Genomic DNA, 18,090 nt, shown 5'->3' with positions numbered 1-18,090 from the left:
CCGCCCGTCAGGGAGCGACCGGGAGCGCCGCCGCCGTCCGCCCCACGCCACCGATCACCGGCGACGGGCGGAAGCCCTTCGCCACCAGCCAGACACCCAGCGACAGCTCCCAGAAGAAGATCGGCGCCACGCCGACCGCCGACCACACCGATACCTGGCTGTTCACGCCGAGGACCGTCCCGAGCACCGCGGAGATCTGCAGCGGGGCACCGACCAGGCCCAGCACCGGGATCGCGCGCGGCACCAACCCGGAGCGCAGCAGGACGGTGCCGAGCAGCAGGGCGTTGAAGCCGGGCACCAGGCTCGGCCCGAGCAGGAAGGTCCAGTCGCGCACGCCCACCAGGGCCGAGCTCACGGCGACCAGGGTCGCCGGGTCGCCGGCGTGCCCAGCCGCGTACGAGCGGCGGAGCGTGACCACGGTGAACAGGCTGACGACGCCGATGGCGATGATCGCCGCCTCCATCAGCCGCGCGGCGACGAAGCCGAGCGCCGCAGCCTGGTGCTGACGGCGGACCACGGGGAACAGCACCACCGCCGTGCCGATGCACGCGGCGGCGTTGACCAGGTCGAGCAGGCCGCCGGTGAGGACGCGGGCGTCGGCCCCCGTACCGAGCACGTACCGCGGGTCGTGCAGCACCGGCGCAAGCAGCCCGACGGCCGGGATCGACGAGACGAACGTCAGCAGGTAGAGGGCGCCGGCGACGACGGCCGTGCGTCGGTTCGAGTCCATGGCGGGCTCCTTCGGGTGGGTGTAGCTTCGGTGTACGCCGTACACCTGACGCCTCGGACGCTAGGGTGTACGGCGTACGCCTGTCAAGGATCGGAGCCGCCCATGGCCCGCCCGTCGACCGCCGCCACGCGTCCGCGCCTCAACCGAGACCGGGTGCTCACGGGTGCCGTGGCGCTCGCCGACCGGATCGGCATCGAGGCGCTGAGCATGCGCCGGCTGGCCCAGGAGCTCGACGTCGTGCCGATGGCGCTCTACAAGCACGTCGCCAACAAGGAGCAGCTGCTCGACGGCATGATCGAGCTGCTGGTCGCCGAGATCGACCCGCCAGCCACAGGCGTCGACTGGCGCGCGGCGATCCGGTTGCGGGTCCTGTCGGCACGGCGGGTGCTGTTGCGGCACCCGTGGGGCCGCTCCGTGCTCGAGTCGCGCACCTCCCGCACCCCGGCGGTGCTCGGCTACATCGACTCGGTGATCGGCACGTTCCGCACCGGCGGGTTCAGCGCCGAGCTGACGCACCACGTGATGCACGCCCTCGGCAGCCGCATGTGGGGGTTCACGCAGGAGCTGTTCGACGAGCCCGCCGGTCCCGACACGTCCGCTGCCGACGGCGGCCGGGCGGTCGAGGACGCATCGCCGGAGGTCCAGCAGGCGATGCTGCAGGCGCTCGCGGAGCACTTCCCCAACATCGCCGCCACCGTGCTGACCGCCACGCACGACGACGGAACCGTGGTCGCCCGCGGCTGCGACGACCAGGCCGAGTTCGAGTTCGCCCTGGACCTGATGCTCGACGGCTTCGAACGCCTCCGTAGCACTGGCTGGAGCCCGCGCGGCGGCCACTGACGCCCGACGACCTCATGAGCACCACGGCACCACGGCACCAGGCCCCCGGATACGCCGGCACCACGGCACCACGGTGCAGGTCATGGGCCCCCAGGGCCGCCGACCCGCAGGGTGATCGCGTCACGCCCGTGCGGCGTGGTGAACCGGTAGCGACTGAGCCGTCGGCCGCCTGGCGACTCCTCCGCAGGGTCGGGCGGTTGGCGGTGCACGGTGAGATCTCGCCGGTGGACCTGGTGGTGGTGGAACGAGCAGAGCATCACTGCATTTCTCAGGTCCGTCGGACCGCCGTCGCGGTCCCACCACCTCAGATGGTGAAGCTCGCACCACCGCGCCGGCGTACCGCACCCAGGCCATCCGCACCCACCGTCGCGGACGGTCGCCGCACGCCGCTGATGGGCGCTGAACAGGCGCTGCGTACGGCCGAGGTCCAGCGGCACCGAGTCGGCGTCGACGACGAGGCGGGTCACGTGGCAGTCGCACAGCACCCGCCCCACCTCGGAGGCCGGCCACGGGTTCCCGTCCTCGTCGCACACCGGTGGCACGCCGACGAGAGATCGACCCGTCGCCACGGCACTCCCCGCGCTCGGCCCAGCCGGATCCGACCTGCCGCCCGCACCCCGTTCGCCCGCCGCAGCCCGCCCGCCGGCCACACCCCGCGCATCGGCGGCCGCCCGCTCGCGGCCCGGGCCGCACTCGCCGGCCACACTCCGCCCATCGGCGGCACCGTGCTCGCCGGCCACACCCCGTTCACCGACCGATCGGCGACCGCCCGCGCGCAGGGCGCGCCACGTCGACTCGCTCAGGACCAGGCTGACGTGCGGCCTGCCGGCAGGACCCGTCGCAGGGCCGGTGTCGTGGAGCGCCCGGTCTGCCAGCTGGACGAGGGCGTCGGCCCGCCGCTGCTCCGGGGCGCGCTCGTCGTCGAGGCCCGGCCGCGGGCTCACCGCCTCCAGCGCGAGCCGCAACCGGTGACCGGCGACGGAGTCGAGCAGGCCTTTGACATAGGTGCCGCCAGAGGTCTCGGAGAGGTTGAGGTAGCGCGCAGCCTGCTGCTGGTCGTGCGCGCGCTGCCGAGCGGTCGGGTCGAGCTCGGCCTGCCACCGCGTCAGCGCCTTTCCCAGGCCTGCGCCGTCCACCCGGGTGGCCAGTGCCACGATCTCCGCCTGCCCTGCACCGGACCGCGCGAGCTCGGCGACCTGCGGCGATGCCGTGGCGGTGAACCGGGCGATGGCGTCGACATGCGCGGTGGTGATCGCACCCGTGGTCAGCGCGTCGCGCACCTGCGGCATCGTCGTGATCGCATCGGCCTGCCGCACCTGGCCGACCGCCTCCCGAACCCCGGCGTGCGAGGTCCGGGCGCGCCAGGCGGCCAGGTCCCGGTCCCCGTGCAGCGCCCACGTCCCGGCGGCCCGCTCGGCGGCCAACAGCCGCGCCCGCGCGGCGGCCAGCAGGGCGGCCGTGCGGTCCACGTCCCCCAGCGCCGCGCGACGCTCACCGGCCGACCACGACTCCGCGGCGTCGACCGCGGTGAGCAAGACCTGCGCCGCGCGCACCACATCCTCCGTCGGCGCCGCGTCGAGGCGCGCCGCCACGGGGCGGTCGACGACAGCCGCCGTCATGCCGCCATCGCCACAACACCGTTCGAACGCATGTTCGTATGCTATCGGCGAGTACCGACACGCCGTCGGGCTCCTCCACAGACCCCCCGCAGTGGGTGGAGTGCCCACCGACCTCGTGAACCGGACGCCGCGCCGATCAGTGCCCGTCGTGGATGGTGATGGCGTACCCGTCCAGGTCCAGCAGCGTGAAGGTGAGCCCGAACGGGGTCGGCACCGGCGGCTGCACCACCCGCACCCCGGCGGCGACCAGCGAGTCGTGCAGCTGCTGCGCGTCGTCGGCGTGCAGCCACAGCGCCACGCCGACGCCCGGCTGCGGCACGCCGTCCAGGTCGACGCCCGGCAACGGCTCGCGTACCGCGAAGGCGACCGGGCTCGTCGTGAAGACCACCGCGCCCGGGGGCGACGCGGGCGCACGGGTGAGGCCGAGGTGCTCCTCGTAGAAGGCCGCCGCCTTCTCCAGGTCACGCACCTGCAGGGCGATGAAGTCGGGTCCGGTCACTGCCATGGCGCTCACCTGTCGTCCGAGTGGATGTCAGTGTTCTGACATGCGGACCATATGTCAGACTACTGACATGCGTCAAAGGCCGGACGACCTCGCGCACGTCGTCGGGTACGTGCTCAAGCACGCCCAGGCCTCGCTGCGTACGCGGATGGACGACACGCTCCGACCGCTCGGTCTCAGCACTCCGCAGTACGTCTGCATGGAGCTGTTGTCGCGGACACCGGGGATCTCCAGCTCCGACCTGGCCCGGAACGCCTTCGTCACGCGGCAGACGATGAGCACCCTGCTGCGCGGCCTCCAGGACCGCGGCCTGGTCGAGCGCCCGGAGCAGGCCCCGTCCGGCCGCGCCCGGCCCACCGCGCTCTCCCCCGAGGGCGCACGCCTGCTCGCCCAGGCGCAGGCGCGCGCGGACGCGGTGGACGCCCAGATGGTGGCCGGTCTGACGGCGGCGCAGACCCGTGACCTGCTGGGATACCTCGAGAAGTGCATCGACGCGCTCGAGGGTGACGACGCCGGCCGCTAGCCCCGAACCCGCCCGCTACCGGTGCAGGGGCAGCCACTCCAGCACGCGCTGGATCGACTCGTCCCAGAACCCCCACTCGTGCGTCCCGGGCCGCAGCTCCGTCCGCACGGGCACGCCCAGCTCGGCGGCGAGCGCCAGGAAGCGCTCGTTCGACGGGTACAGGAAGTCCTCGGTGCCGCACGCGAGGTAGAGCGGCGGCAGCGCGTCCCGATCGGCGCCGCGCAGCAGCGCCATCAGGTCCACGTCGGCAGGAACGGGCGCGCCGGCCAGCACCTGCGGCACCTCGTCCGCCCACAGCGCCGCCTGGTCGGGGTGCGCCACGTCCAGCGCCCCGGACAGTGACGCAGCGGCACCGAACCGGTCGGGGTGCGTCAGCGCCATCCGGAACGCCCCGTAGCCCCCCATCGACAGGCCGGCGACGAAGGTGTCCTCCGGCCGGTCGGACACCCGGAAGAAGCGCTGCACCATCTCCGGCAGCTCCTGGGTGAGAAAGCTCCAGTACGCGGAGCCGTAGGCCTCGTCCTGGTAGAACGAGCGCCCGGCCCGCGGCATCACGACGGCCAGGCCCAGCTTCGCGACGTACCGCTCGATCGACGTGTGACGCGTCCAGATCGTCTCGTCGTCCGAGAGCCCGTGCAGCAGGTAGAGCACGGGCGGCGGCGCGTCCGACCCGGACCCCGTCACCCCGATCTGCCCGTCCGCCGGCTCCGGGAGCAGCACGGTGATCGCCGTGCTCACCCGCAGGGTCGTCGAGAAGAAGTTGCAGGTGATCCGGGCCATCAGGCGTCTCCTTGGTCGTTCCGGCGGGCTCGCCCGGCGCGTCGTCGGTGCGGCCGCCCCACCCTGCCACGCAGCACGCGCGCGACGCCCGTCGAAGGGTCGACGCCCGGTCCCGGGATGCACGAAGCCCCGGTCCCGCCGTGGGGCGAGTACCGGGGCTCGTCTTTCGTCGGAACCCTGCAGTGGTTCCGGCTGTGGACCCAGGGTCGCATCGCAGGTCCCCTGCGGCCACGTCCATGTGCGTGGCTCGCTCCGCTACCACCTGGCGGAGTCTCATGCTGACAGGCGCCCATCGGGCTCCTGCTGCCAGCCATCCTCTCACAGATCTCACCAGACGGGACGGGTGAGGTATCGGGCCGGCCCGGGACCTGCCGCCACGGGCTGCCGCCGTGCTGTGCACCAGCCACCCGGCCGCGTCAGGCCGACGGCCCGTCCGACCCGGCTACGCGACGCAGCAGCGCGAGCAGCTCGCCACGCTCGGCCTCCGTCAGCCGCTCGAGCCGGCGGCGCATCCCGACGTCCCGCTGCGCCCACACGTCGGCGAGGACCTGGCGCCCGTGGTCGGTCAGCTCGACGAGCGTCGCGCGCCTGTCCGCCGGGTCCGGCACCCGCCGCACCAGCCCGTCGGCCTCGGCCTGGTCGACCTTGCTGGTCATGGACCGCGGGGCGACGTCCATCGCCTGGGCCAGCTCACCGAGTCGCCGCGGCCGGTCGCAGCGGTTGAGCATCCGCAGCAGCCGAACCTGGCCCGGCATGGTGCCGACGGGTCCGTTGCGGTCGGCCGCCTCGCGGCGCAGGGAGTGCATCAGCCCGTGCACCAGCTCGAGCACCTCACCGGCGTCGTCGGCCGGGGCGTGACCGGCGTGGTGGTCCGGGACCCCGGCACCGGGCGCGCCCACAGCGCTCTCCCGCGCGGGAATGTCGCGGCCGTTCGCGGTGCTCATGAGCAGGAGGCTACCGGAACCACACACATTGTGAGGTAACCTCAGCAACGGTCGCCGAGCTACGCCGTACCCGAGCCCTCGACGACCGCAGCCGCACCAGTCCGACCCCGGAGGCGCCCGTGTCCACCCCGTCACCCATGCACGGCGGCCCCATGCTGCGCACCTTCGGCCGCGACCGCTCCGTCACCGACCAGCACCTCGCCCCGGGCACGCTCCGTCGGATCCTCGGCTTCGCCCGCCCCTACCGGGCGCGGCTGACCGTCTTCGTGGTCCTGCTGGCGGTCGACGCCGGCGTCGGCGCCGCGACCCCGCTGCTGCTCAAGCACCTGATCGACGACGGCATCGCCAAGGGCCGCGCCAACGTGGTGATCGGCATCGCGGGAGCCGTCGCGCTGCTGGCCGTCGCCTCGGCCGCCCTGTCCGTCGCCGAGCGCTGGCTGTCCGCGACCGTCGGCGAGGGCCTGATCCTCGACCTGCGCACCGCGGTGTTCGACCACGTCCAGCGCATGCCGCTGGCGTTCTTCTCCCGCGCCAAGACCGGTGCGCTGGTGCAGCGGCTCAACGGCGACGTGCTCGGCGCGCAGCAGGCGTTCACCTCCACCCTGCAGAACGTCGTCGCCAACGCCCTCACGGTCGCGTTCGTGCTGGGCGCCATGCTGTCGATGTCCTGGCAGCTCACCCTGCTGTCCCTGGTCCTGCTGCCGGCGTTCGTGTTCCCGGCCCGTTGGTTCGGCCGCAAGATCTCGGCGATCACGCGCGAGAGCTACGAGCTCAACGCCGAGGCGTCGCAGACGATGACCGAGCGGTTCAACGTGGCCGGCGCGCACCTGGTGAAGGTGTTCGGCGACCCGGACCGCGAGTCCGCGGCGTACGCGGCGCAGGCCGGACGGGTACGGGACATCGGCGTGCGGCAGGCGCTGTACGCGACGTGGTTCCGGGTCGGGCTCACCACCGTGGCGTCGGTCGCCGTGGCGATCATCTACGGCTACGGCGGCGTACTGGCCGTGCGGCAGCAGCTGACCGTCGGCGTGGTGGTGGCCCTGGCGTCGTACCTCACCCGGCTGTACGGGCCGCTGACCGCCATGTCGAACGTGCAGGTGGACGTGATGACGGCCCTGGTCAGCTTCGAGCGGGTGCTCGAGGTGCTGGACCTGACGCCGACGGTCGCCGAGAAGCCGGATGCGGTGGACCTGCGGGCGGCCGTCGCGGCGCGCGGCGCCGAGGTGCGCCTCGACCACGTGCGGTTCCGGTACCCGTCCGCCGACGAGGTGTCCCTGGCGTCGCTCGAGTCGGTCGCCCAGCTGCGGCACGACCCGGTGGCCGACACCCTGCACGACGTCTCGTTCACCGTCCCGGCCGGGTCGATGGTCGCGCTGGTCGGCCCGTCCGGCGCCGGCAAGACGACGATCTCCCAGCTGGTCACCCGGATGTACGACCCGACGGAGGGTTCGGTGTCCGTCGCCGGCCTCGACCTGCCGGACGTCACCGCCGCGTCGCTGCGTGCGACGGTCGGTGTGGTCAGCCAGGAGGCGCACCTGTTCCACGACACGATCGCGGGCAACCTGCGGTTCGTCCGGCCCGACGCGTCCGACGACGACATCGAGGCTGCCCTGCGCCAGGCGCAGGTCTGGGACCTGGTGCACTCCCTGCCCGAGGGCATCGACACGGTGGTCGGCGACCGCGGGTACCGGCTGTCCGGCGGCGAGCGGCAGCGGCTGGCGATCGCGCGCCTGCTGCTCAAGGCGCCCGACGTGGTGGTGCTCGACGAGGCGACCGCCCACCTCGACTCCGAGTCGGAGGCCGCCGTGCAGGCGGCGCTGGACGCGGCGCTCGTCGGGCGCACGTCTCTGGTGATCGCCCACCGGCTGTCCACCATCCGCGCGGCGGACCTGATCGTGGTGCTCGACGAGGGCCGCGTGGTGCAGTCCGGAACGCACGACGAGCTCATCGCCGCCGGCGGCCTGTACGCCGACCTCTACCGCACGCAGTTCGCCCCGGCGGCGGCGGCCTGAGTCGGCACAGCCAGGGTCGGAGGGACCCAGGCCCGCCGAACGAAGCGGCTCGCGGCCGCACTCGATCGTCGCGAGCCGCCGGGCTCAGCGGAAGCGGCCGAGGTGGATGCCCGCCAGGGCCAGCGCCGCGAGCGACTCCCCGTCGCGGATCTCCCCCGCCGCTGCCATGGCCAGCGCCTGCCCGAACGGCACCAGCCGGACGATGCTGATCCCCTCCTCGGCCTGGTGCGCGGCCGCCGACCCCGGGAGCCGCGTCAGACCCTGCGCCACGAACACGTGCCCGGGCGCGTCCGCCACCCCGTTCAGCGACTCGACCGCCCCGACGTACATCCACCGCTCCGCGGCGAGCCCGGTCTCCTCCGCCAGCTCCCGCTGCGCGGCGACCAGCGGCTGCTGACCGTCCGAGCCGCCCGCCGGCACCTCCACCGACCCTGGCCCGGTGGTGTACCGGTGCTGGGTGATCAGCACCACCTCGTCGTCGTCGGTGACGGCCACCACGAACACCGCCGGCTGCCGCACCTCGACCACGCCGTACACGCCGGGCTTCCCGTCCGGGTGCTGGACGGCGTCCTCGCGCACCCGGATCCACCGGTTCTCGTAGACCACCCGCGACCCCGTGGTCCGCCAGCCCCGGTCAGCCGCCGCCTCGTCATCCGCCGTCACGTCGCCGCCCGTGGCCGTGCGGTCGTCCCTCGTCACGTCGCCCGTCGTCACCCGCCGAGCCTAGGCGGGCCACCCGCACCGCCCTACGCTGACGCCAACCCGCCCGGGAAGGGAGCAGCATGCAGATCCCCCGACCCACCGATGCCGACAAGGACCGGTTCCGCGCGCTGCTCGAGGGGCTGCCGGAGGCGGAGGTCAAGCCGATGTTCGGGAACCTCGGGGCGTTCGTGCACGGCAACATGTTCGCCGGGCTGCTCGGCAGCGACGTCGGCGTGCGCCTGCCGGACCCGGCCAGCCAGGCGGAGCTCACGGCCCTCGAGGGCACGGGTCCGTTCGGTCCGGCCGAGCGGCCGATGGGCGGCTACACGTCGCTCCCGGCCGCGTGGGACGACGAGCGTGCGGCGGACTGGGTACGGCGTGCGTACGACGAGGTCGCCGTCCTCCCACCGAAGGCGCCGAAGCCCCGCAAGCCTGCCCGGGCCCCGAGGGCGTCCTAGCCCCGCGCGGCAGCGTCGGCCGCATTGCGACCGGAGCCGCAGCACCGGCCGCGGGACCGGCGGACGGATCCCCGGCGCGGAACGCCTCGGAGCTGGGGTCGGAGAATCGGTGGTCAGAACCGCGGGTCGCGCGAGGTGCCGACCAGGCGGGCCGCGCTGCCCAGCACCAGCGCGTCCTCCATCACGGCGGCCTTCCAGTCGGGGCGCAGGCCGTCGGGGCCCTCCTCGTCGGCCCAGCGCCGCCACTCCCGCCCGGCGATCGACCCGACGAACGCCCCCGCGCCCCCGGCGACCAGCGCCAGGACGTGCGAGCCGACCCGCCGCCGCTCCAGCACCGACAGCGCGAGCGCACCGAGCGCACCGGCCGCCGTGCGGCCGTACAGCACGGGTCCGTCCGTGCGGGACGGCGTGCTGGGCAGCTTGTCCCCCACCAGCTCACCGACCACCGCAGCACGGGCCAGCAGCCGCAGCAGCGCGGCCCCCAGGCCGGTGCGGCCGCGTGTGCCCACCATCACCGGCACCGCGAACGCCGTCGAGGTCCTCCCCCCGACCGCCAGACCGAGCACCGTCGACCGCACCAGGGTTCCCATGCCCCTGTGTCTAGTCGCTGCCGCCCCGCCTGGCATCCCCTGACGACCCGATCGGCCGTCGCGCGCACGCCGTCAGAGGTCGGCGGGGTCCACCAGGAAGTCGGCCTCGTCGGCCACCTCGCCGCCCACCGCCTCGTGGAGCGCCTTGGCGATCGCCTGGATGCGCGGCGACGTGCGCCCCCGGGCGACCCGATGCTCCAGCGACGGCCGCTCGGCCTCGAGCTCGGTGACGTCGGCCGGTTCCCAGTGCACGCGGTAGGCCACGACGCCGTTGGCCGCCCACGGCAGGCTGCGCAGCAGCGGCGGCACCTCCTGCCGCTCGCTGACCTCGACCACCAGGATGCCGTCCACACCGAGGTCCGCCTCGACGCCGAACGCCTCGGCGGCCGGTGGGTGCGCCATCATCCACCGGTCGTACGCGTCCGCCTCGGCGGACAGCCGTGCCCGCTCGGCGGCGTCCTGCACCCCGAACGGTCCCAGCGCCGCACGTACCGCCGCATCGTCCGGGTGCGGCGGCCCCGACCAGGGCTGATGCACCCGCTCACCGGACCGGTGGGCGCGCGGCAGCACCCGGCGCACCACCGCCACCGCCTCGTCCGGCTCGAGCCAGCGGTCGGTCAGGACGGTCAGGTCGATCGCCTGGTCGACGTCCGGTGTCAGCACCACGCCGGAGTCGGCGACCCGCACCGCACCCTGCAGCCGCCGGGCGGTGGCGACCAGCCAGACGAGCGCCCGCTCCTCGTCCCGCACCGGCACACCCTTGGGGAACGCCCGCTTCAGGCCGTCGCGATCGCCACCCGGCCACGGCGGCTCGCCGCGCTCCGCCGGGCAGTCGAGGGACCACACCGTGCGCGTGGTGGCGGGCAGCCGGAGCGCCATCGCGTCCTCGGGGGTGACCGAGTACGGGCCGACCAACCGGGACATGCGGCCCAGCCGAAGGGCGTGGGCCGGCTGGGCGCCGGCGGGCACCGCCCGGATGCCGAATGCGGCGGTGACGGCGGGCCGCAGCCCCGTCCGGACCGCGCCGGTGTCGGTCGGCTCCTCCCAGCGCGCGGCGGTGAAGCGGCTCTGGGCCAGCACCTCCACCTCGTCGGTGCCCACCCCGGCCGGCAGCGCGAGCAGGTGGCGGGCCCGCACCTGCGGGTCCTGGGTGTCGAGCGGGGGCAGCTGCTCGTCGCTCATGCGGTCACCCGCTCCGTCACACCGGCGTGCGGTGGAAGTTCAGCCACGACCGCGAGGCGGTCGGCCCGCGCTGACCCTGGTACCGGGAGCCGGCCGCCGTCGAGCCGTACGGGCGCTCCGCCGCCGAGGACAGCCGGAAGAAGCACAGCTGGCCGACCTTCATGCCGGGCCACAGCTTGATCGGCAGCGTCGCCACGTTGGACAGCTCGAGCGTGACGTGACCGCTGAAGCCGGGGTCGACGAACCCGGCGGTGGAGTGCGTCAGCAGCCCGAGCCGGCCCAGCGACGACTTGCCCTCGAGCCGCGCCGCCACGTCGTCGGGCAGGCTGACCTGCTCGAACGTCGAGCCGAGCACGAACTCGCCGGGGTGCAGCACGAACGGCTCGTTCGGCGCCACCTCGACCAGCCGCGTCAGCTCGGGCTGCTCCTCGGCGGGGTCGATCACGGCGTACTTGTGGTTGTCGAACAGCCGGAACCACTTGTCGAGCCGCACGTCCACGCTCGACGGCTGCACCATCGCAGGGTCGAACGGGTCGAGCACCACGCGGCCGGAGGCGAGCTCGGTCCGGATGTCACGGTCGGAGAGCAGCACGGGGACACGGTAGCCGTCGGACCCCGGCGGCTCCTGAGCCTTCCGGCCACCGGCGGACGCGCAACGAGCTGGGCACCTCGACGCGAGATGAGCACGTGGAGGTGCCCATCTCGCCTGGATGTGCCCAGCTCGGCACCTCATGGGCGCCCCGCCAGGGGGTTCGCCACCCCGGCACCGGAGGCACTATCGTCTGCCGCGAGAGCGTGGGAGCGCTCTCGCACACGCACTCAGCCCACACTTGCGACCACGTTCCCCGGCGCCAGGTGGCCGCGGCGACCGCACAGCAGCGGACCCGCGGCACACGCGCCGGCACCACGAGAGGCACCGGCATGCGCTACGGCCACTTCGACGACGACGCACGCGAGTACGTCATCACCACCCCGCGCACGCCGTACCCGTGGATCAACTACCTCGGCTCCGAGCGCTTCTTCTCGCTGATCTCGCACCAGGCCGGCGGCTACTCCTTCTACCGGGACGCCAAGATGCGGCGCCTCACCCGGTACCGCTACAACAACGTCCCCGCCGACGCGGGCGGTCGGTACCTGTACGTCAACGACGGCGGCGACGTGTGGACGCCGTCGTGGATGCCGGTCAAGGCCGAGCTCGACCACTTCGAGACGCGGCACGGCATGGGCTACACCCGCATCACGGGCGAGCGCCGCGGCGTCAAGGTGGAGACGCTGGTGTTCGTGCCGGTCGGCGAGGACGCCGAGGTGCAGCGCGTCGAGGTGACCAACACCTCCGACCAGCACAAGGACGTGACGCTGTTCAGCTTCGTCGAGTTCTGCCTGTGGAACGCGCAGGACGACCAGACGAACTACCAGCGCAACCTGTCGATCGGCGAGGTCGAGGTGGAGCAGGACGGGCCGCACGGCTCGGCGATCTACCACCGCACCGAGTACCGCGAGCGCCGGGACCACTACGCCGTGTTCGCCGTCAACACCCACGCCGACGGGTTCGACACCGACCGCGACACGTTCGTCGGCGCGTACAACGGGCTCGGCGAGGCCGCGGTCCCGCTGGCCGGCGAGTCGGCCAACTCGGTGGCGTCCGGCTGGTACCCGATCGGGTCGCACTCGGTGCACGTGTCCCTGGAGCCCGGCGAGTCCCGGGTGCTCACCTACGTGCTCGGCTACGTGGAGAACCCCGACGAGCAGAAGTGGGAGGACGACGCCCACCAGGTGATCAACAAGCAGCGGGCGCACGCGCTGCTCTCCCGGTTCGCCACCACCGAGCAGACGGACCAGGCGTTCGACGGGCTGCGCGCCTACTGGACCGGCCTGCTGTCGAGCTACTCGGTGCGCAGCGGTGACGAGAAGCTCGACCGGATGGTCAACATCTGGAACCAGTACCAGTGCATGGTCACGTTCAACATGTCCCGCTCGGCCTCGTACTTCGAGACGGGCATCGGGCGCGGGATGGGCTTCCGCGACTCCAACCAGGACCTGCTGGGGTTCGTGCACCTGATCCCGGCGCGGGCCCGCGAGCGCATCCTCGACATCGCCGCGACGCAGTTCCCCGACGGGTCGGCGTACCACCAGTACCAGCCGCTGACCAAGCGCGGGAACAACGACATCGGCTCCGGCTTCAACGACGACCCGCTGTGGCTGATCGCCGGTGTCGCGGCCTACGTCAAGGAGACCGGCGACGTCTCGATCCTCGACGAGCCCGTGCCGTTCGACAACGAGCCGGGCACCGAGGTGCCGTTGTTCGAGCACCTGACCAGGTCGTTCGAGTTCACGGTCACCCACCGCGGCCCGCACGGGCTGCCGCTGATCGGCCGCGCCGACTGGAACGACTGCCTCAACCTCAACTGCTTCTCCACCGAGCCGGGCGAGCCGTTCCAGACGACGGAGAACAAGGCCGGCGGCGTCGCGGAGTCGGTGTTCATCGCCGCACAGTTCGTGCTCTACGGGCGCGAGTACGCCGAGCTGGCCGCCCGGCGCGGGCTGGCCGACGTCGCCGAGCGGGCCCGTGGGCTGGTCGAGGAGATGCGCCAGGCCGTGCTGAGCGACGGCTGGGACGGCAGGTGGTTCCTGCGCGCGTACGACTACTTCGGCAACCCCGTCGGCACCGACGCCAAGCCCGAGGGCAAGATCTGGATCGAGCCCCAGGGGTTCGCCGTGATGGCGGGCATCGGCGTGGGCGACGGGCCGGACGACGCCTCGGCGCCCGCCGTGCAGGCACTGGACTCGGTCGAGGAGCTGCTGGGCACGCCCCACGGGATGGTGCTGCAGTACCCCGCCTACACGACGTACCAGATCGAGCTCGGCGAGGTGTCGACGTACCCGCCCGGGTACAAGGAGAACGGCGGCATCTTCTGCCACAACAACCCGTGGGTGGTCATCGCCGAGACGGTGCTGGGCCGCGGTGACAAGGCGTTCGACCACTACCGCCGCATCGCACCGGCCTACCGCGAGGACATCAGCGAGGTGCACCGCCTCGAGCCGTACGTGTACGCGCAGATGATCGCCGGCAAGGAGGCCGTCCGCGCCGGTGAGGCGAAGAACAGCTGGCTGACCGGCACGGCGGCGTGGAACTTCGTCGCCGTCTCCCAGCACCTGCTGGGCGTGCGGCCGGACTACGACGGGCTCGTCGTCGACCCGCAGATCGGGCCGGACGTCCCGGAGTTCACCGTGACCCGGGTGGCGCGCGGCGCGACGTACGTCGTGCACGTGACCAACTCGGGCGCCCGCGGGGCGCGCGGCCGGCTGGTGGTGGACGGCCGTCCGGTCGAGGGCAACCTCGTCCCCTACGCCCCCGCCGGCGCGACGGTCCAGGTCGAGGTCACTCTCTGACGGACCGTCCCCGGCCGGGCCGCGTCATCATGCCCCCTCGGACGCGGCCCGGTCGGTGCACGGTCGCGCGCTCGCGCGACGTCGCACCACCCGCACGGCCGCGCTCTCAGAGCGACAGCACCAGCCGCTGCCCCCACTCGTAGGACTCCTCCGGCTGGAAACCGAGCCGGTGGTAGAACGCGATCGCGGCGGTGTTGCGGGCGTCCACCCCGAGGTGCACGCCCGGCACGTCACGCGACCGCAGCTCGTCGGACAGCGCGCCGATCAGCCGTCGCCCCCAGCCCTGCCCCTGCAGCCGCGGCAGCAGGTCGATGTGCAGGTGCGCCGGGAAGCCGGCCGGCGGCGTGACGTGCTGCCAGTGGTGGATCCGCTCGACCAGCACGTGGTCGGCCGTGCCGTCGCCGGGGTCGGGCAGCAGCGGGTACTGCGCGCGTAGGGAGGGCCACCAGCTCGCGTCGAGCCACTCGTCGAACGCCACCGTGTCCGCCGTCGCCACGACGTACCCGCCGACGCCCTGCTCGTCGGCCACCACGAAGGTCAGGCCCGGGTCCGCCACCGGGTACGGCCCGCAGTACAGGTGGGCCAGCAGGTCCGGGTTGCGGTACAGCGCCGTGGCGTCGCCGCCGGCCTCGCCCGTGAGCAGGCACAGGCGGTACATGCCGGGCAGGTCGGACGGGTGGTAACGACGCAGCAGGGCGGGCACCGGCCCAGTGTGCCGGTGCCCGCCCACGCGTCGTGCCGAGACCCGCTCAGTGCGGCAGCGACAGCACCCCGAGCGCCACGATGCAGACGGTGATCAGGGCGATCGCCACCCAGTAGATGCCGCTCACCCACGGCCGCGCCGCGTACTCGCCCATCAGCCGCTTGTCCCGCGCGATGCCGGACATGTAGCCGAGCAGCGGCAGCAGCAGCACCGCGTTGATCACCTGCGTGCCCACCAGCACCGGCACCAGGGAGACGCCCGGCAGCAGCACCAGCACCACACCGGTGACGGTGACGAACGCGAACGTGCCGTAGAACAGCGGCGCCTCCGCGATCGAGTCGTCCAGCGCCGCGGGGCGCCCCGCGATGTCCGCCACCGAGTAGGCGGTGGACAGCGGCAGGATCGACGCCGCGAGCAGGGCGGCACCGATCAGCCCGGCCGCGAACAGCTGGGAGGCCAGGCGGCCGGCGAGCGGTTCCAGGGCCACGGCGGCGTCCGAGGCGTCCTGGATGGTCAGGCCGCGCTTGTGCAGCGTGGCGGCGGTCGCGATGACGACGAAGAAGCCGATCACGCCCGTGAGCACCGCACCGGTGATCACGTCCCACCGCAGCAGCCCCAGCTCGCGGGGGGTGAGCCGCTTGTCCACCGCGTAGGACTGGATGAACGCCAGCCCCCACGGCGCGAGCGTGGTGCCGAGCGTGGCGGTGGCGATCAGGATCGCGTCCCGTCCGGTCGGCATCGACGGCACCACCGAGCCGGTCAGCGCCGCACCCCAGTCCGGCTTGGCGAGGATCCCGGCCGCGATGTAGGCGACGAAGACCGCCGACAGCGCGAGCAGCACCCGCTCCACGCCGCGGAACCCGCCCCGGAGCACCAGCGTGGACACGATCACCGCGGCGATCGGCACGGAGATGTACCGGCTCACCCCGAAGATCTGGAACCCCGCGGCGATGCCCGCGAACTCCGCCGTGGTGGTGCCGATGTTCGCCAGCAGCAGCGCCGCCATCGACAGCACACCGGCGCGCGCGCCGTACCGCTGCCGGATCAGGCCGGCGAGGCCCTGACCGGTGACGACGCCGATGCGGGCACCCAGGTCCTGGAACAGGATCAGGGCCACGGTCGACACCGTGAGCACCCACAGCAGGCGGTAGCCGTAGTTGGTGCCGAGCACCGAGTACGTGGTGATGCCGGCGGGGTCGTCGTCGGACAGGCCGGCGATCAGGCCCGGGCCGACCACCGCCCCGAGCGCCGCGAGCGCGACCTTCATCCGCATCCGGCGCGGCACCCGCTGGTCGAGGGCGTCGGCCTCGCTCGTCGTCTGGACACCCTGCGTCGGGGCGCCCTGCGTCCGGGCGCTCACGACGCGCTCCCCGCACGGCGCTGCCACGGCCACCGCCGGTCGTCCTGGTGCACCAGGGCGTCCACCACGTCGTCGGCCAGGATCCGGCCCACCGGCCGGTTGCGGTCGTCGACCACCAGCACCGACGAGCCGCGGTTGTCCGTCATCCGCTCGACGACGTCCTCCAGCCCCGCGCCCAGCGGCACGGTGACCGGCCACGGTGCGCCGACCACGCGACCGAGCGGCGTGGACGGGTCGACGCCGAGCAGCTCGACCAGGGACACGTCGTCCACCAGCGCGCCGTCGTCGTCGACCACCACCACGCCGGCCGGCGTCTCGCCCCGGGCGGCGTCCGCCCGGACCGCGGCGATCGCGTCCGCCACCGTCCGCTCGGAGTGCAGCCGCACCAGCCGCGACGTCATGTAGCCGCCAGCCGTCTCCTCGTCGTACTCGAGCAGGGCACCGAGCTCGGCACCGCGCACCTCGGACATCGCGTCGAGCAGCTCGCTGCGCTCCTCCTCCGGCATCTCGCGCAGCGCCTCGACCGCCTCGTCGGACTCCATGGCCGCGACCAGGTCCGCGGCCTGCTGGACGGGCGCGTCCCGCAGCAGGTCGTTCAGGTCGCGCGGGTTCATCTCCTCGAGGGCGTCGGCCGCCGTCTCCGGCTCCAGACCCTCGAGCAGCTCGCGCCGCTCGGCACGTCCCAGGCTCTCCAGCAGGTCGGCGAGGTCCGCCGCCCGCATCCGGTGGAGCTCGGTGTGCCCGCGACGCAGCCGTACCGACTCCCCCGGCACGCCGAAGGGCTGGATGCTCGACCAGTCGAGCACCTGGCTGGGGCTCGGCCGCCGGCCCCACCCGCCGGGCAGCACGCGACGCAGCAGCGAGGCAAGGGAGACGTCCACCCCCACCAGCCGCCACACGCCGTACACCTGCGTGAGGTACAGGTCGGAGGCGCGGACCACCCGGATCCCGGCGACGTCCACCAGCTGGTGGTCGATCACGTCCCCGAGCAGCTGCAGCTCCCGCTCGCGCCGCACCACGTCCCGAAGGTCGAAGCGGGTGGAGCGGAGCAGGACCTGTTGCTGCTCGATCGTGATCACGTCCTGGGCGTGCACCCAGGTGCGACGGGCGCCGACGCGGACGATGAGGCCGGTCAGCGGCGAGTAGCCGCTGTCCCAGTGGACGACGACGTCGTCGACGCGGCCGACCTCGTTGCCGTCGGCGTCGCGCACCGGACGGTTGTGCAGACCGGCGACGGACACGAGCGCGCCGGCGACCTCACGGCGCAGGGCGAGGGACTGGGTGCTGCGGGCGGCACGGGACCGCAGGCCGGTGCGGCCTGGCGGCGCCGGGTGCATGGCAGAGACGGACATGGGGCACTCCGAACGTTCGGCAGCCCGGCCGAGAGGCGTGGGTGCGCGTGCGAGGCGCGGGCAGGCACGCAGGCCGCGTTCACGCAGGGCGGGGCTGTGCTGACAGGTGACGGGACGCGTGTCACGGGAGCCGCGGGAGGGCACGACGACGGGGCGCGGCGATGCTGCCGGCGCTCCGACCCGCTCGACGACGTCGACGAGCGCGTGAGCCCGCCACGTGCGACGGCGCCCGGCCGTCCGGGATCAGATCCGGGAGGTGCGGAGCGCGACCGCTGCGAGGCGAGCCCGTCGAGTACTGCCTGGGTCCACGAGGGCTCACCTCCCCGGTCGGGGTCCGAGGGCACGCCGCACGGCGGCCCGAGTCAAGGCTAGTCGCCGGAGAGGGCTTCACGCGCCACCCGAC

The 18,090-nt window shown here is 73.5% G+C and carries 17 protein-coding genes; 5 read left to right on the top strand and 12 right to left on the bottom strand.

From position 1 onward, the window contains the following. Positions 1-7 precede the first annotated feature (7 nt). Positions 8-730 carry a DUF4386 domain-containing protein gene (locus QMF98_RS00935; RefSeq protein WP_337974236.1) on the bottom strand — a complete coding sequence of 241 codons (723 nt, stop codon included), beginning with the start codon at positions 728-730 and terminating at the stop codon, positions 8-10. A 102-nt stretch (positions 731-832) separates the two neighbouring features. Here QMF98_RS00935 and QMF98_RS00930 point away from each other — a divergent pair, with 102 nt between their 5' ends. Beyond that, positions 833-1,570 (top strand): TetR/AcrR family transcriptional regulator C-terminal domain-containing protein, encoded by a 738-nt coding sequence (locus QMF98_RS00930; RefSeq protein ID WP_337974235.1) that lies wholly within the window; start codon positions 833-835, stop codon positions 1,568-1,570. A gap of 80 nt (positions 1,571-1,650) precedes the next feature. Here QMF98_RS00930 and QMF98_RS00925 read toward each other — a convergent pair whose 3' ends face one another. Together QMF98_RS00925 and QMF98_RS00920 are read right to left on the bottom strand one after the other, a co-directional pair. Beyond that, positions 1,651-3,189, bottom strand: coding sequence for an HNH endonuclease signature motif containing protein (locus tag QMF98_RS00925; protein WP_337974234.1), 1,539 nt, complete (start codon positions 3,187-3,189; stop codon positions 1,651-1,653). Between the two features lie 136 nt (positions 3,190-3,325). Further along, a complete protein-coding gene (locus QMF98_RS00920) occupies positions 3,326-3,694 on the bottom strand; it encodes a VOC family protein (RefSeq protein WP_337974233.1) in 369 nt (122 codons plus the stop codon). Between the two features lie 67 nt (positions 3,695-3,761). Between QMF98_RS00920 and QMF98_RS00915 the strand changes: the two genes are divergently transcribed. Further along, positions 3,762-4,214, top strand: coding sequence for a MarR family winged helix-turn-helix transcriptional regulator (locus QMF98_RS00915; RefSeq protein ID WP_337974232.1), 453 nt, complete (start codon positions 3,762-3,764; stop codon positions 4,212-4,214). 15 nt (positions 4,215-4,229) lie between these two features. Here QMF98_RS00915 and QMF98_RS00910 read toward each other — a convergent pair whose 3' ends face one another. Together QMF98_RS00910 and QMF98_RS00905 are read right to left on the bottom strand one after the other, a co-directional pair. Further along, positions 4,230-4,994, bottom strand: coding sequence for an alpha/beta hydrolase (locus tag QMF98_RS00910; RefSeq protein ID WP_337974231.1), 765 nt, complete (start codon positions 4,992-4,994; stop codon positions 4,230-4,232). A 416-nt stretch (positions 4,995-5,410) separates the two neighbouring features. After that, positions 5,411-5,938, bottom strand: coding sequence for a MarR family winged helix-turn-helix transcriptional regulator (locus tag QMF98_RS00905; protein WP_337974230.1), 528 nt, complete (start codon positions 5,936-5,938; stop codon positions 5,411-5,413). 152 nt (positions 5,939-6,090) lie between these two features. On the opposite strand from QMF98_RS00905, the gene QMF98_RS00900 reads away from it, so the two are divergent. Then, positions 6,091-7,950 carry an ABC transporter ATP-binding protein gene (locus QMF98_RS00900; RefSeq protein WP_490715676.1) on the top strand — a complete coding sequence of 620 codons (1,860 nt, stop codon included), beginning with the start codon at positions 6,091-6,093 and terminating at the stop codon, positions 7,948-7,950. Between the two features lie 84 nt (positions 7,951-8,034). Here the strand turns inward: QMF98_RS00900 and QMF98_RS00895 are convergent, their stop codons facing one another. Then, a complete protein-coding gene (locus tag QMF98_RS00895; protein ID WP_337975670.1) occupies positions 8,035-8,613 on the bottom strand; it encodes an NUDIX domain-containing protein in 579 nt (192 codons plus the stop codon). A 119-nt stretch (positions 8,614-8,732) separates the two neighbouring features. Here QMF98_RS00895 and QMF98_RS00890 point away from each other — a divergent pair, with 119 nt between their 5' ends. Then, positions 8,733-9,110: a TfoX/Sxy family protein gene (locus QMF98_RS00890; RefSeq protein ID WP_337974229.1), complete on the top strand. Its 378-nt coding sequence runs from the start codon at positions 8,733-8,735 to the stop codon at positions 9,108-9,110. A gap of 113 nt (positions 9,111-9,223) precedes the next feature. Here the strand turns inward: QMF98_RS00890 and QMF98_RS00885 are convergent, their stop codons facing one another. From QMF98_RS00885 to dcd, 3 genes are all read right to left on the bottom strand, one after another. Beyond that, a complete protein-coding gene (locus tag QMF98_RS00885; protein ID WP_337974228.1) occupies positions 9,224-9,700 on the bottom strand; it encodes a hypothetical protein in 477 nt (158 codons plus the stop codon). 72 nt (positions 9,701-9,772) lie between these two features. After that, positions 9,773-10,882, bottom strand: a complete 1,110-nt coding sequence (locus QMF98_RS00880; protein ID WP_337974227.1) for a hypothetical protein — start codon at positions 10,880-10,882, stop codon at positions 9,773-9,775. A 16-nt stretch (positions 10,883-10,898) separates the two neighbouring features. Continuing rightward, positions 10,899-11,474 carry a dCTP deaminase gene (gene dcd, locus QMF98_RS00875; RefSeq protein ID WP_291760780.1) on the bottom strand — a complete coding sequence of 192 codons (576 nt, stop codon included), beginning with the start codon at positions 11,472-11,474 and terminating at the stop codon, positions 10,899-10,901. 329 nt (positions 11,475-11,803) lie between these two features. On the opposite strand from dcd, the gene QMF98_RS00870 reads away from it, so the two are divergent. Next, positions 11,804-14,272, top strand: a complete 2,469-nt coding sequence (locus QMF98_RS00870; RefSeq protein WP_337974226.1) for a glycoside hydrolase family 94 protein — start codon at positions 11,804-11,806, stop codon at positions 14,270-14,272. 106 nt (positions 14,273-14,378) lie between these two features. Here QMF98_RS00870 and QMF98_RS00865 read toward each other — a convergent pair whose 3' ends face one another. The 3 genes from QMF98_RS00865 to QMF98_RS00855 are packed head-to-tail and all read right to left on the bottom strand — an operon-like array spanning position 14,379 to position 17,687. Beyond that, positions 14,379-14,975, bottom strand: coding sequence for a GNAT family N-acetyltransferase (locus tag QMF98_RS00865; RefSeq protein WP_337974225.1), 597 nt, complete (start codon positions 14,973-14,975; stop codon positions 14,379-14,381). A gap of 46 nt (positions 14,976-15,021) precedes the next feature. Further along, entirely contained in the window at positions 15,022-16,335 is a 1,314-nt protein-coding gene (locus QMF98_RS00860) for an Nramp family divalent metal transporter (RefSeq protein ID WP_337974224.1), read from the bottom strand. Beyond that, the gene (locus QMF98_RS00855; protein WP_337974223.1) at positions 16,332-17,687 is read right to left on the bottom strand and encodes a magnesium transporter MgtE N-terminal domain-containing protein; all 1,356 of its coding nucleotides are present in this window, start codon (positions 17,685-17,687) and stop codon (positions 16,332-16,334) included. The genes QMF98_RS00860 and QMF98_RS00855 overlap by 4 nt, the downstream gene beginning before the upstream one ends. Positions 17,688-18,090: the final 403 nt, after the last annotated feature.

Source organism: Cellulomonas sp. NTE-D12, assembly GCF_027923705.1.
GTDB lineage: Bacteria > Actinomycetota > Actinomycetes > Actinomycetales > Cellulomonadaceae > Cellulomonas.
Note: the sequence above shows the minus strand (reverse complement) of the source record. Positions and strands in the feature narration are given on the sequence as shown.